This window comes from Bifidobacterium sp. MSTE12, from assembly GCF_000513015.1.
In the GTDB taxonomy this organism is placed as follows: Bacteria; Actinomycetota; Actinomycetes; order Actinomycetales; family Bifidobacteriaceae; genus Bifidobacterium; species Bifidobacterium dentium.
This window is the reverse complement of sequence record NZ_AZYA01000039.1, coordinates 122,025-137,023: the sequence shown is the minus strand read 5'-3', so window position 1 is coordinate 137,023 and position 14,999 is coordinate 122,025. Positions and strand designations below refer to the sequence as shown.

The 14,999-nt window shown below is 59.5% G+C and carries 10 protein-coding genes; 3 read left to right on the top strand and 7 right to left on the bottom strand.

Annotated elements, in window-relative coordinates; translation table 11 throughout:
* Window positions 1-135: 135 nt before the first annotated feature.
* Window positions 136-1,725 (bottom strand): 3'-5' exonuclease, encoded by a 1,590-nt coding sequence (locus tag HMPREF1494_RS10255; protein ID WP_034522687.1) that lies wholly within the window; start codon window positions 1,723-1,725, stop codon window positions 136-138.
* A 248-nt stretch (window positions 1,726-1,973) separates the two neighbouring features.
* Here HMPREF1494_RS10255 and HMPREF1494_RS10250 point away from each other — a divergent pair, with 248 nt between their 5' ends.
* A complete protein-coding gene (locus HMPREF1494_RS10250; protein WP_034522686.1) occupies window positions 1,974-3,404 on the top strand; it encodes a glutamate decarboxylase in 1,431 nt (476 codons plus the stop codon).
* 361 nt (window positions 3,405-3,765) lie between these two features.
* Window positions 3,766-5,178, top strand: a complete 1,413-nt coding sequence (locus HMPREF1494_RS10245) for an APC family permease (RefSeq protein ID WP_034522705.1) — start codon at window positions 3,766-3,768, stop codon at window positions 5,176-5,178.
* A 93-nt stretch (window positions 5,179-5,271) separates the two neighbouring features.
* Here HMPREF1494_RS10245 and HMPREF1494_RS10240 read toward each other — a convergent pair whose 3' ends face one another.
* The 6 genes from HMPREF1494_RS10240 to HMPREF1494_RS10215 form a co-directional block, all read right to left on the bottom strand.
* Entirely contained in the window at window positions 5,272-5,928 is a 657-nt protein-coding gene (locus HMPREF1494_RS10240; RefSeq protein ID WP_012902440.1) for a peptide deformylase, read from the bottom strand.
* 121 nt (window positions 5,929-6,049) lie between these two features.
* Window positions 6,050-7,432, bottom strand: coding sequence for a phosphoglucosamine mutase (glmM, locus tag HMPREF1494_RS10235; RefSeq protein ID WP_003841153.1), 1,383 nt, complete (start codon window positions 7,430-7,432; stop codon window positions 6,050-6,052).
* 153 nt (window positions 7,433-7,585) lie between these two features.
* Entirely contained in the window at window positions 7,586-10,195 is a 2,610-nt protein-coding gene (pepN, locus tag HMPREF1494_RS10230) for an aminopeptidase N (protein WP_034522685.1), read from the bottom strand.
* A 129-nt stretch (window positions 10,196-10,324) separates the two neighbouring features.
* Window positions 10,325-12,265, bottom strand: a complete 1,941-nt coding sequence (locus HMPREF1494_RS10225; protein ID WP_003839060.1) for a ribonuclease J — start codon at window positions 12,263-12,265, stop codon at window positions 10,325-10,327.
* Between the two features lie 120 nt (window positions 12,266-12,385).
* Complete coding sequence (dapA, locus tag HMPREF1494_RS10220) at window positions 12,386-13,291, bottom strand: 4-hydroxy-tetrahydrodipicolinate synthase (RefSeq protein WP_003841147.1); 906 nt, start codon at window positions 13,289-13,291, stop codon at window positions 12,386-12,388.
* A gap of 205 nt (window positions 13,292-13,496) precedes the next feature.
* Entirely contained in the window at window positions 13,497-14,753 is a 1,257-nt protein-coding gene (locus HMPREF1494_RS10215) for an MFS transporter (RefSeq protein WP_034522683.1), read from the bottom strand.
* 75 nt (window positions 14,754-14,828) lie between these two features.
* On the opposite strand from HMPREF1494_RS10215, the gene HMPREF1494_RS11605 reads away from it, so the two are divergent.
* Window positions 14,829-14,987 carry a hypothetical protein gene (locus tag HMPREF1494_RS11605; RefSeq protein ID WP_192917648.1) on the top strand — a complete coding sequence of 53 codons (159 nt, stop codon included), beginning with the start codon at window positions 14,829-14,831 and terminating at the stop codon, window positions 14,985-14,987.
* Window positions 14,988-14,999: the final 12 nt, after the last annotated feature.

Here is a 14,999-nt window from a genome sequence, read left to right as displayed (position 1 = left end):
ACCTTACATGGCCGATATCATCGTCGTAGTCCTATGAAACAGCAATCGCATTACACGAAATCGAATGTTCATCGGCGTGTCGTCACTGCGGTCGGGCGCTGCCTACGAGGAAAGCCACGCAGGTGGGCGCCCGCTCTACCAGCGACGTCCGCAATGCTTGCCGCCGAGGCCTGATCTGCCGTCCGCTCCCCAAGGACCACGCCCTTCGGCGCGGAGCATCGCGAGATGACGCTTCATCGCAACCAGCATGATATGGGCGTCTTCCAGACCAAGGTGACGTTCCGACTTCGAGGAATCCAAGGCGCCCTGACGTTTAGCGTAAGATTCCAACGTATTGTCGCCATACGGATGCTCATCGTCGGGAATCGAGCCGTCATCCCAACGGCGGCTCATCGGCAACGTATCGATGATCGTAATGTTGCCGGCACGATAGCTTTCCGCATATCCGGCGATATTCAGCATGAAGAACCCATGCTCGAAACGGGCGTTGTGAGCCACATACGGTTGCTGTTCCAAACGCTGGAGCAATCCAATCTGAGCCGCCGGCCACTCGTCGAACAAGCGAGGACCTCCGGCAAGGTCACGAACGTCGATGCCTGTAAGGCTGAGAATCAGGTCGTTGCCGACAGCGGCGTTCTCGGGTGTGACGCCGAAGGAAAGGCGGGCCTGGCCATAGGCGTCCCCGGTCACATAGGAACTTTGCTCATACCGGTATTCGGCCGGGGCATCCGAGGGACGTGGCGACATCATGTTCATGAATTCGAACCCGACGTCGATGATGTATGTACGGGCCGGATCGGTGCCCGTGGTTTCGATGTCGACACCCATCACGTTGTCGACATCACAACCGGGAAGGTAGGCGTCACGCCAGTCAGGCTTGCGATAATCGGCAAGACGACGGCCCTCCTCCGACCGGCTTGCCTGACCGGCGGCGAACACCGAATCGTCATCGAACAATGTGGAACCGCCGGGACTGGTCACACCGCTCAGGTTCGCACGCGACATGGCATAGCGGCCGGAACGTTCCTGCTCACGTGCAGCCTTGCGGCGAGACGCACGGCCGTTGACGATTTCGGCGGTCCGATCCTGGATATCGTCCAACCGGATGGCGGATGCCGAAGTTTCGTCAGATGCCAATCGATCACCGTTCGCGGTATCGGCGACGGATACGGCATCCGCGGCATCCGCAGGTCGTGCATACGGGTGCAGAACCGGTACGGTGACTCGTTCACGGCGTTCTTGCGTAATGGTCCACAAACGCATCTGCGCACCGATCTCACGCAGGATGGCAATCTCGTCACATAGGCGACGATTCGCATACGCGAGCGCGCGCGGCAAACGATAGGAGGCGATCAAACGATCGAAATCCGTCATGAACGTCGTATTGCATTGCGCGAGGATCGATTCAAGCCGGTCACGAATCGCAAGATCGAGTTTCAGCAGATCATGCAGTTGGCGTGCGGACAGCGATGGAGCGGGCCGTCCGGTCATGGCAGTCGTCGCGGAGGATCCCGTCTCGGAGGAACGCCAGTACCGCAACGCCGCAATCGCATCAATATGCTGCGTCGCGGCCGCACCGATACCGCGCTCCATATCAAGTGAAGCGACCCACTGCCAGTCAATCAACTGATTGTCGGCGTTCTTCGGCATCATCGCCGCCCACTGATCGATGTCTTTCTTGGCTTCGGACAGCCAGGAACCGTCCGTCTGCACTGCTTCGTTCATATCTCGAATCGTAGCCGAATGGCAGACGATTTTTTCCACCCGCCACAATATGACCAAGATGCCAAGCACGAATGGATCCCCCGCACCTATCACCCCCGAATTCGGCGGATGGGCTCGTCATCCAGAGCATAAATTTTGATTTCCCTATAGCGAATAATGGCAAAAACCACAGGAAACAGAGGGCCTGACAGTTTATTTTTACATTATCGGAACGCAAGGAACGTTCCAGATGATGAAAGGAAGTCGCAATGTCGATAATGCATTCCAACATCAATACCATCGCGGCAGGTTATGGTTATTCTGGTGGCACCGATTCCGACAGCGTGGAAGTCAACCCACTGTTCGCCCGTCCGAAGGAAGCCAAGGCCTTCTCTAAGTTCAAGATTCCGCAGGAAGGAAGCCTACCGGAGACCGCCTATCAGGTGGTGCACGACGACGCCATGCTTGACGGCAACGCACGCCTGAACCTCGCGACCTTCGTAAGCACCTGGATGGACGATTATGCGAACCGCCTGTACATGGAGGCGGCCGACAAGAACATGATCGACAAGGACGAGTACCCGAAGACCGCCGAAGTCGAATCCCGCTGCTGGCATATGCTCGCCGACCTCTGGCATGCGCCGGACCCGATGGATACCATCGGAACCTCCACCATCGGCTCCTCCGAGGCATGCATGCTGGGCGGCCTGGCCTTGAAGCGCCGCTGGAAGGAAGCGCGAGAAAAGGCCGGCCTGCCGGCCGATCGACCGAATCTGGTGATGAGCAGCGCCGTGCAGGTGTGCTGGGAGAAGTTCTGCAACTACTTCGACGTGGAACCGCGTTACGTGCCGATCTCCGAAGAGCACAAAGTGCTTGACGGCTACGACCTCGACAAGTACGTCGACGAGAACACCATCGGCGTGGTGGCCATCATGGGCGTGACCTACACGGGCATGTACGAGCCGGTCAAGAAGATCTCCGACGCGTTGGACCGCATCGAGGAACGCACCGGACTCGATGTGCGCATCCACGTGGATGCCGCTTCGGGCGGTATGATCGCACCGTTCATCCAGCCTGACCTTCAGTGGGACTTCCGCGTCAAGCGCGTGTACTCCATCAGTACCTCCGGACACAAGTACGGTCTGGTCTACCCGGGCCTGGGCTGGGTGGTATGGCGTGAGACCGCCGACCTGCCGGAAAGCCTGATCTTCAAGGTGAGCTATCTGGGCGGCGAAATGCCGACCTTCGCGCTGAACTTCTCCCGCCCCGGCGCTCAGGTGCTGTTGCAGTACTACATGTTCCTGCGTTTGGGATTCGAAGGCTACCGCCGCGTGCAGCAGGCCGCGCACGATGTGGCGAAGTACCTGTCGGGCGAAATCGCCAAGATGGACGACTTCACTCTATGGAACGACGGTTCCGATATTCCGGTGTTCGCTTGGATGCTCAAGGACAAGCCGGATCGCAAGTGGAACCTGTACGATCTGCAGGATCGTCTGCGCATGAAGGGCTGGCTGGTGCCGGCCTATCCGATGCCGGTGGATCTGACGCAGGTGACCGTGCAGCGCATCGTGGTGCGCAACGGATTCAGCCATGATATGGCCGAATCGTTCCTGAAGGATCTGAAGGCCTGTGTGAAGTATCTGGATGGCTTGAAGGCGCCGATGCCGAGCGAGGCACGGGTCTCCGGCTTCCATCACTGAGTCTCTACCAATCGCCATCCTCCGTCGCGCCCGCACGCGACACCGCGAAGCCTCATCCGTGGGAGGTGAGGCTTCGCCCACCTTGGCGAATGCCCTCGGCTGGCGAAGGATGGAGAGGAAACCATGTTTGTTCCTACAACGATTATGTTTATGAAAGCTGGCTGCAATGACAGTTCATGCAAAGAAACCGCTTGCCGTGATAGCGCACAATGCGAGCACGGCGGCACATTCAGGATTCGCGCGTTCCGGAGCGGGCACGGCCGTGAGGCCGGTCGAGAAACCGTCCAAATCGCCTGCCGGTGCAGACAATCATGCACATACGGGCACACATGCACATGCCGGGGCGAGTAGCAAAGCCCTGATGTCGGTCGGTCAGCTGGCCATGCTGACCGTGGTGGCAGTGGCCTCTCTACGTTCTTTGCCGGCCATGGCCGATTATGGTCTGGCATCCATACTGCTGTATCTGATTCCGGCCGTGTTCTTCCTGGTGCCGGCCGCACTGGTCGCCGCCGAACTGGCTACCGGATGGAAAGGCGGTGTGTATGTGTGGGTGCGCGAGGCGTTCGGTAACCGTTTCGGCTTTCTTGCCATCTGGCTGCAGTGGATTCAGAACGTGGTGTGGTATCCAATTCAGATCGCCTTCATCGCGGTGAGCCTTTCGTATGTGTTCGGTGCCGGCAATCTGGGCAATAACGGCGTGTACATTGCCGCAGTGATCATCGTGCTGTATTGGATCAGCACGATGGTGGCTTTGCGTGGCGGCAATCTCTTCGCCAAGGTCGGCTCGATCTCCGGACTGATCGGTACCCTGTTCCCCGCGCTGCTGCTGATCGTGTTCGGCGCGATCTGGCTGGGCATCGGCGAGCCGATGCACACTTCCATGCATGCCTCCGCTTTGCTGCCGCCGTGGACCGGCATCGCATCGATCGTGCTCATCGTCTCCAACGTGCTAGCTTATGCGGGCATGGAAGTCAACGCCGTGCATGCCAATGACATGAAGAATCCGGGCCATCAGTTCCCGCGCGCCATCGCACTGGCCACCGCGTTGATTCTGCTCGTGTTCATTCTGCCGACTCTGGCCATCGCCTTCGCCGTGCCGCATCGTGAGCTCGGTCTGATCGATGGCATCAATCTGGCGTTCAAGGAGTTCTTCGACCACTTCGGCATGAGCTGGGGCACCCCGATCATTTCGCTGCTGATCGCATTCGGCGCGTTCGCTTCCGTCGTGACATGGATCGCAGGACCCTCTCGCGGCCTTCTGGCCGCCGCCCGCACCGGTTTGATGCCGCCGATGCTGCAGAAGCGCAACGCCCACGGTGTTCAGGAAGGCATTCTGATTCCGCAGGGTGTGATCGTGACCGTGCTGGCGTTGCTGTTCGTGCTGATTCCGAATGGCAATACCGCCTTCGCGACACTGGTCGATATGGCCACCGCATTGTATCTGGTGATGTACATGCTGATGTTCGCCTCCGCGATTCGGTTGCGCAAGATCCATCCTGAAGTCAGGCGCACGTACCGTGTGCCGGCTATTCGTCTGATTGCGGGCGTCGGCTTCATCGCCTCCGCCGCGGCCTTCGTGCTGACGTTCGTGCGTCCGGCCGGATTTACCGGTCTGAGCACCACGGCCTACGCGATTCTGGTGGCTGTGGTTGTGGTGGTGCTTGGCATGCCGCCGCTGATTCTGTATGCGATGCGCAAGTCGAATTGGGATATGCGTTCGGACGCGGAGAAGAACGCGGACGCGAAGGGAATTCTGGTGAATCCGGAAGGATAGTCCCCGTACCACCTTCTTCTTCCAAGAGGAAGAAACTGAACCATGACAGGCGGCTGCTCCCGTTAGAGGTGCAACCGCCTGTTCGCATACCGTTTAAAGATCGAAGCCGAGTTCGGCGGCGGCTTCGGTCGGCACCGGATCCTCACACCAGAAATCCTCAAGATTCTCATTGGTGGTCAGGCTCCGAATCTCCGCCTTGTCGATGTACAGCTCGCCGCTGAGATGATCGGTCTCATGCTGGAAGATGCGTGCCGGCCAACCATGCAGATGCTCCTCGTGCCTGTTGCCATCCTCATCCTGCCACCGTGCGGTGATGTCAAGCCAGCGCTTACGCACAGCCTGATACCCGTCGAAGCTCAGGCAGCCCTCATAGAAGCTGCGGGTTTGCGTACCAATAGGCTCATAGCTGGGATTGATGATCACGTGGAACGGGAATTCCGCCGCCTCGCGCGGATCGCCGTCATCGCCATCACGTACATGATCCTCCACCACGGCCAGGGCCAGGCCTAGGCCAATTTGCGTGGCGGCCAATCCGACGCCCGGGGCTTCAAGCATGGTGACGTGCATGGTGTCGATAAGCTTGTCGAGCGTCTTGCGGCTCAGCTGCCCCTCATAGGCTGCGGTCTGCTGGCGCAGCACCGGTTCGCCGGCCTGCACGATCGGCAACAGTTTGTCCTTGCCGCCGGATTTGATGAGTTTCTCGACCTCGCGGTTGAGCTCGAGATTCACTTTTGCATTACGTCCAAACATGTTTTCTCCGTTGTTCTTGTTCCCGGCACGCTTCCCCCCCCCCATCTCCCTGTGCCATGATGCCATGCCGCAGCATGGCATTTCCTTCGTCAGAGATCGTCAGAGGGTGAAACGGGGATTGCTACAATGCGAGCTCGTCGGCCACGACCTTGGCAAGGCGTTCGCACACCTCGTCGGCCTGCTGCTGGGTTTCGGCCTCGGCCATGACGCGCACGAGCGGCTCGGTGCCGGACGGACGCAACAGCACGCGACCGGTATCTCCCAGCATCTTCTCTTCGCGTTCGACGGCTGCCTGCACCTTGGCATTGGTATCGGCGGCCAGCTTGTCGACATTCGGTACATTGATCAGCTGTTGCGGCAGTTGCGGGAAGTCTGCGGCGAGCTCCTTGAGACTCTTGCCGGACTGTACCACCTCATTGCACAGGGTCAGTGCGGTCAAGGTGCCGTCGCCGGTGGTGGCGAATTCGCGATTGATGACATGGCCGGACTGCTCGCCACCAAGCGAATAGTCACCGCGCAGCATCTCTTCAAGCACGTAACGGTCGCCGACGTTGGTCTGTACGGTCTTGATGCCCATGGAACGCAGGGCGAGCTTAAGCCCCAGATTGCTCATCACGGTCACCACCAAGGTGTCGTGATTGAGTTTGCCGGCGTTCTTCTTGGCGCGGGCCAGAATACCCATGATCTGATCGCCGTTGACCATGTTGCCATCCTCATCCACGGCCAGGCAACGGTCGGCATCGCCGTCGAAGGCTACACCCATGGCCGCATCGGAAGCCTTGACCATGGCCTGCAGCTGCTCCGGATGGGTGGAACCGGCGTTCTTGTTGATGTTATAGCCATCCGGTGAGGCATTGATCACAATCACATCGGCACCTGCGCGACGCAGGGCTTCGGGAGCGACCACGGACGTGGCGCCATTGGCGCAGTCAGCCACGATCTTCAGGCCCTTAAGCGGCTTCGGCTGGGACTTGTCAGGACCGATCGGGGCGATGGTGGAAACCAGATGGTCGATGTACAGGTTGGTTGCGGTGGCGGTGTCATGGCTCACACGGCCCACAGCGGCACCGGTCGGACGCTCCCAATCCTGACCAAGCACGGCTTCGATCTCGTCTTCCTTGGTGTCGGGCAGCTTGAAACCGCCACGGGCAAAGAATTTGATGCCGTTGTCGGGCATCGGATTGTGTGAGGCGGAGATCACGGCACCCATTTCGACGTTCAGCACGGAAGTCAGATAGGCGACGCCCGGAGTCGGAATGATGCCGGCGTCGATCACATCGAAACCGCCCGCAGACATGCCCGCCGACAGTGCTGCGGCAAGAAAATCGCCGGAAACTCGCGTATCACGGCCAACCAGCGCACGGCGACGGCCTTCGAACTCGCCTCTGTTGCCGTTATTTCCCAGCACACGCACTGCGGCATCGCCCAAATCGAGCGCCAGTTGTGCGGTCAGGTCCCTGTTTGCCAATCCTCGAACGCCGTCGGTTCCGAACATACGTGGCATGAGTCTCAAGTCCTCGCTATCTGAAGTTGCTTTTTCCTTGCACTATCGTACTCACCTCACGCCACCACAGCGCAGATCGTGATGAAACGTTACGGAGCACATACGAAAGAAGGTGGATTCCCAAAGGAAATCCACCTTCTGTCTCGGCTCTCGTCAGAGGGCGGCGTTGAAGTCGCGCACCTTCAGTGTGCGATGGGAGGCCTCCACGTTGCCACGCACAATGCGCTTGAGCGCATTGTCGGCGTGCTCATGGGCGTCAAGCCACGCGTCACCGAGTTCGACCAGCTTGGCGGGGTCGGCATACCCCGGATACAAACCTTCGAGCAGGGCCTCGGCCATGTGGAAGGTCTTGTTCTGCCAGATCCAGTCAGCCACCTCAAAATACTTCTCGGCATACGGCTCGGCCAAGTCGGCACGTGGAGTGGCGGCGAAACCGCCCGCCACGGCCTCGAGCTGCATGTTGGTCAGCCCATTGTTGTTCAGCGCTTCGTTCCAAGCCCATGCCTTGGCCTCTGCGGTACCGGCCACCGCTCGGGCACCAAGGGCGAATTCACGGTTCTCGGTGGTTTCGCGCTTGGCAAGTTCCGCATCGATTTCGGCCTGGCCGATTTCGTTCACGGTGCTCAGAGCGTTGATGATGGTCCAACGGAAGTTATTGTCGATTTCAAGGCCCTCGAGTACCACGGAACCGTCAAGCAAACCCTTGGCATTGGCCGCGAAAGCCTCATCTGCCGGCTCGCCATAGCCAAGATAGGCGGTGATGAGCTGGAACTGCTCGTCGGAACCGGCTTCGGCCGCATTGGCCAGCTTGAACAGTTCGGCTGCCACATGTTCCACGACCGCTGCACGGTCGGCCGGAGCGGTGTAATGCCATGCGGTGGTGCTGATCTGGGCCAGCGCATAGCGGAAGGTGGTGGATTCGTGCTCGGTGGCGAGCGCGGCCAGCGAGGTGTCGATGAACTGCTTGGCCGGCAGTTCGCCGTCACGCGTCATATCCCAGAAGGCCAGCCAGATCACGGAACGGGCCAGCGCATCGTCGAAACGATACAGGTTCTCGGCGGCGAATTTCAGGGATTGGTCGTCGAAGCGCAGTTTGGTGTAGGTCAGATCGTCGTCGTTCACGAGAATCAGCGCCGGGCGAGTCTTGCCTGCAGCCGCCTCGACCACGGTGGTCTCGCCATCGACGTCGAGCTCGAACTGATCGGTGCGCACGATCTTGCCGGTTGCCGGATCCTCATTGTAGAAACCGACGGCCAGACGGTGGGCGCGCAGCACCGGATGTTCGGCGGGAGCGGACTGCCTGAGTACAAGCTGCCTGATGGTGCCGTCCTCATTCTCCTGCACTTCGGTGGCGATGGTGTTGATGCCGGATTGTTCCAGCCACTGGGCGCTCCACGCCTTCAGATCACGGCCGGAAGTGAGCTCCAGTTCGGCGAGCAGGTCCGCCAGGGTTGCGTTGGCGTAGGCATGCTTGTTCAGATAGTTATTGATGCCCTGGAAGAACTTGTCGCGGCCTACATAGAACACGAGCTGCTTCAGGACGGAAGCGCCCTTGGCGTAGGTGATGCCGTCGAAGTTCACATAGGTGTCGTTGAGGTCGTTGATCGGGGCGACGATCGGATGCGTGGTGCTCAGCTGATCCTGACGCAGCGCCCAGCTTTTCTCACCGGAGCTGAACGTGGCCCAGGCATCCTTCCATTCGGTGGCTTCGGCGGTGGCGAGCGTGGAGGTGAACTCGGCGAAGGATTCGTTGAGCCACAGGTCATTCCACCACTTCATGGTCACATAGTCGCCGAACCACATATGGGCAAGCTCGTGCAGCACGGTCACCACGCGACGTTCGGCGTAAGCATCGGTCACCTTGGATTCGAACACATACTGGTCACGGATGGTGACCATGCCGATGTTCTCCATGGCGCCGGCATTGTATTCCGGCACGTAGATCTGGTCGTACTTGGCGTACGGGTATGGCACGCCCCAGGTCTTGGCATAGAACGCGAAGCCCTTCTTGGTGATGTCGAATAGATAGTCGACGTCCTTGGCGAAGGCATCGGCAAGGGCCTGGCGGCAGTACATGGCCATCGGCACGGTGCGACCGTCTTCGTTGGCGTATTCGGTGTGCCATTCGGCGTATGGGCCGGCGCAGATGGCGGTCAGATAGGAACTCATGGTCGGGGTCGGCTCGAACACCCATCGGCGGGTGGTTTCGTCCTCATGATCGCCGAGCGTACCTTCCTCCGTCACGATTTCGGTATCGGTCACGGAGGCCGCCGGCATATTGGAGGTGACGATCCAGGACTTGGCTGCAAGCACGGAGAAGTCGAACACGGCCTTGAGGTCAGGCTGGTCGAATACGGCGTAGACACGACGGGCATCCGGCACTTCGAACTGGGAATAAAGATAGATGTTGCCATCGGAGGGATCAACGCTACGATGCAGACCTTCGCCGGTATTGGAGTACTGGCACAGAGCCTTGACGGTGACCTCGTTATGCGCTTCAAGATTCTTGAGCTCAATGCGGTCGTCGGCGAAGGCGGTCGTCGGATCAAGGGTCTCACCGTTCAGCACGATTTCACTCACTTCGTTGGCGATGAGGTCGAGGAAGCTGTTCGATCCCGGCTTTGCGTCGAAGGTGATGGTGGTTTCGGATCCGAAATCCTTGGCTCCGTGGGTCAGATCAAGGCTGACCGTGTAATGGATCGGTGCCGAAATGGTATCCTTGCGTTCTTCGGCTTCGATACGGGTGAGGTTTGCTCCTGGCATGTCACTCCTTGTTGCTTGGTTGTCTGTACAACGTAGGCGGCGTAACCAGTTGTTCCGGTTACGCCGCCCTAATCGTTCCAATGGTCGTTCAGGCTGGTTTCAGCTTACGCAGACGTTACGCCTTTGGTGTCACTTGGCCGCAGTTACGCCCGCAGCGTCATCGACGTCCTGCGCGATGTCGGCCACGACCGGCACGATCATCGGCTTGCGATGCAGCTGACGGGCCACCCAACTGCCAAGCGTGCGGCGCATGAGCTGCTGCAGCTTGTACGTATCGTGGGTACCGGTCATCATGGCATCCCGCAACTGCTCGACGATCTGGTGACGCACCTTGTCGAATTCGCTTTCATCCTCGGCAACGGCGTTGAGATAGATCTTCGGCCCCGCAATCACATCGGCGGTTTCGGTGTCGACGACCACGAAGCTGGACACGAATCCTTCGGTGCCGAGAATACGACGCTTCTCAAGCTCCTCATCCGTAAGCTCGCCGACGGAATCGCCATCCACATACACGTAGCCGCACGGCACGGAACCGACGACCGCGGCCTGGCCATGGTACAGGTCGACGACGTCGCCATCTTCAGCCAGCACGACGTTCTGCGGATCGACGCCGGTCTTGACGGCGATCATGCCGTTGGCCACCAAATGACGGTTCTCACCGTGGATCGGCATGGCGCACTTCGGCTTGACGATGTTGTACATGTACAGCAGCTCGCCCTCGTTGCAATGGCCGGAGACGTGCACGGCCGCATTATCGCGGTTGACCACACGCGCACCCAATTGCACGAGCTTGTTGATGACCTTGTAGACCTCGTGCTCGTTGCCCGGGATCAGGGAGCTGGCCAGAATCACCGTGTCGAATTCGTTGATGGTGATATCGCGGTGGTTGCCGTCGGCGATACGGCCCAAGGCGGCCATCGGCTCGCCTTGGGAGCCGGTGCACATGTAGACGAGCTTGTCGTCCTGCACATCATGGGACTGCTTCAGGTCGATGACGGTGTCTTCCGGCAGACGCAAGTAGCCCAAATCGGCTGCGATGGACATGTTGCGCACCATGGAACGGCCGACGAACACAACCTTGCGGCCGTACTTGTGAGCGGCGTCGACGACCTGCTGCACGCGATGCACGTGGCTGGAGAAGCTGGCCACGATGATCTTGCGGGTCGCCTGCGCGAACGCCTGGTCAAGGGCCGGACCGATGGAGGTCTCCGGCTTGACGAAGCCCGGCACCTCGGCGTTGGTGGAGTCCATCATCAGAAGGTCCACGCCCTTCTCGCCGAGCTTGCCGAATTCCACCAGATCGGTGATGCGATGGTCAAGCGGCAGCTGGTCGAGTTTGATATCGCCGGTGTCGATCAGGGAACCGGCCGGAGTCTGCACGAATACGGCCAGAGCGTCCGGGATGGAGTGGGTCACGTTCACGAATTCAAGGTTGTATGGGCCCACCTTGAGCTTGTCGCGGCCCTTGACCTCGACAAGCGTCGGATTGATGTGGTGCTCCTTGCACTTAGCCTCCGCGAAGGCCAGTGTGAGCTTGGAGCCGATCAGTGGAATGTCCGGGCGCAGTTTCAGCAGGTACGGTACGCCACCGATGTGGTCCTCATGACCGTGGGTGAGCACCAGAGCCTCGACCTTGTCGAGACGATCCTTGATGTAGTGGAAGTCAGGCAGGATCAGGTCCACGCCCGGCTGCTCCTCTTCCGGAAACAGCACACCGCAGTCGATGAGCAGCAGGTGGCCATTGTATTCGACCACGTTCATATTGCGGCCGATCTCACCCAAACCGCCCAGCGGCACGATGCGCATGGAGCCCTTGCGGTACTTTGGCGGGGCGATCAGCACGGAATCCTGCTGAGGTGCGGTGGCCTGCGGTGCCGGACGGGTGGAACGGCGATTGCCCGCGGAACGGGTTCCAGTGCCTTTGCCGCGGCCGGCGCCGTTGGCATTACGAGTGCGGCCGGAAGACTTGCGCGTGGTTGCGCTCTCCTTCTTCGCCGCGGAATCAGTGCGCTTGACAGCCTTGCTGCCGCGCTTGTGCGTTGTCTTTTTCTTGGTTTCTTCTGTAGCCATTTCCTAGTTGGATTTCTGTTACTAATTGTTCCCGCCTATGCGGGAACGAGGAATGAAGGGGCCCGCATCTACTGCGGATTGGAGCGGAGGTAGCAGGCCGTAATCGCAATCATCGTCGTTTTACAGCAGACCGGAGGCGCGCATGCCTGCCTCGGCACGTTTGATTTCAGCCTCACCCGGACCGACATTCGGCAGACGCATGGTGGTGTCGTCAAGAATGCCGCGTACCTTCAGGGAGGCCTTGGCCATGACGGCCTGGAAGCCGTTGCCGTTCATGGATTCGACCAGCGGCGCGAGTTGCACGGCAAGACGCTGCGCCTCGTGGATGTCACCACGGTCGAAGGCGTTGGCGAGGTCACGCATCGGGCCGGCCGCCGCGTGCGCGATCACGGAGATGATGCCGACCGCACCTACGGAAAGGAACGGCAGGAACAGGCCATCATCGCCGGAATACCAGGTCAGGCCGGTTTCCATACGCTTGCGCACGGCTCCCGCGATGTCGCCGGTGGCGTCCTTCACCGCCTTGACATGGTCGAGTTCGGCCAGTCGACGGTAGGTTTCCAGCTGGATGTGCAGACCGGTGCGGCCTGGCACATCGTAGACGATAATCGGCTTGTCCGCCGAATCGTTGACCGCCTTGTAATGACGGAACACACCCTCCTGAGAAGGACGGGAGTAGTATGGCGCGACCACGAGCACCGCATCGGCGCCCGCCTCCTGCGTCTGCTCCACCATGCGCACGGTGTGTGCGGTGTCGTTGGAGCCGGCACCGGAGATGACCGGCACGTCCACGACGTCCTTGACGGCCTGAACCAGCTCGACCTTCTCCTCCATGTGAGTGGTCGGTGATTCGCCGGTGGTGCCGTTGACCACAAGACCATCGGCACCGTCGGCCACGAGCTGCGTCGCAAGCTTGCGCGCGGCCTCGAAATCAACGGAGCCATCGGCCTTCATGGGGGTCACCATGGCCGGGAGAATTCGCCCGAAAGGAGCGGGATCGAGAAGATGCATCGTACCGTCAGTCATACGTTCCACGGTACTTCGCGCCACGGACTCGAAGGGAAGCCGTACGCAAAAAGCGTCACATTCCGGAAAAGACGTATTCGGATCCATCGTAGGCAGCGGCAACGTTGACGCCCGCAACACCCCTCTTGGTATCGCACGTGCCAACATCCCCGACATCCTTCCCGGATCGAGGCCTTCCAGCTTGTGTTGCAGACCCTATGAGCGCTTAAGACCCGATCGAACGCGAAACGCCATCTTTGGAAGATTGTCCGGCAATGACGGCAACAACGCATTGGAGGAACGCCATGCACGCGAACAATCCAAGCGAAACCTGACGACCGCCGGTAAGCTGCATCAATACGCCGAATACCAGTGGTCCCAGCGAAGCTATCAGATAACCGAATGATTGCGCGATGCCCGAAAGCACCACGGTTTCGGCACCGCCCTGTCCACGCATGGCGATCAACGCGAGCGCCACGACCAGCGCTGATCCCTGTGCGCAGCCGCCGATGAGCGACCAGACAATCATGGCTTGCGGGAACACCAGCATGCCGAGACCCGCCACCAGCATGGGAATGCTGGAGGTGAGCGCCGCACAAATCTGGTTACCGCGCACATTCATCAGCTTGGGTATCAGCAGACCGGAAAGAATACCAACGCCCTGGAATATGAACAGGTGCACGCCGGCCGTGGAGGCGTCGAAGCCAGCGGATGCGGAAACGCTCGGTATCCAATTGGACATGGTGTAGAAAGTGGATGATTGCAATCCCATGAACACAGTGACGTACCATGTCATCGGACGTCGCAGCACACAATGGAATGTATCGTATCCCGATTCATGGGAGGTGGTTGCTGCATTGGTTCGCGTCACGTTGGGCACAGTGGTTTGCATGATCTGGCGATTATGCAGTATGCGCAACGCCCACAATGCCGCGACCACTAGCGGCGGCACGCTCCAAACGGCAAGTGAGGCACGCCAATCGCACCACACCTGCGCAAGTGGAGCGGAAATCAATCCCGCAGTGGCGGCACCTACGGTGATACAGCCGGAGTAAACGCCTGTAGCCATCGCAATATGACCGGCATAGTCGCGTTTTACGATCACCGGCACCAGCACGTTGCCCACGGCGATTGAGGAAGCGAAAATCACCGTTCCCAACCAGATTCCGACATTGCCACAATACGAGCGAATGAAATTGCCGACCGCAATGCACAGCAGGGCCGACAGAATCGCCATATCCACACCGACACGGCGTTCGATGAACGTAACCAACGGACTGACCGCGGCAAAGGCAAGCAGCGGTATCGCCGTCAGGACGCCCTGCACGCCTTCGCCCCAGGAAAGGTCGGCACCAATTTGCGTAAGCAACGGACCGACTGCGGCGATGGCCGGCCGTAGATTCAACGACACCACGAAGACCAGTGCCGCCCACAGTCCAGTGGATGGCACATCGTATTCCGCAATGGCATTCTTTGCATTCATGAATTCTCCGCTCCGTTCTTCGCTTCCGGCTTAGCCTATCAGGAGTGGATTCCTTTTGTCGGAATGTCATCGGTGATGCTCAAGTTCGCCGCGATGCTTGCAATGTCCGTTGCTATTCTCATGCGGATTGTACTTGCCGATTTCATGTGTTTGGCCGTTCCGAACGTTGCGATGGCGCAGCTCGGAACGGCCAAACACATGATTGTTGAAAACCGCGGAGTAGATCCTTCGTGAGCCTGCTCGACC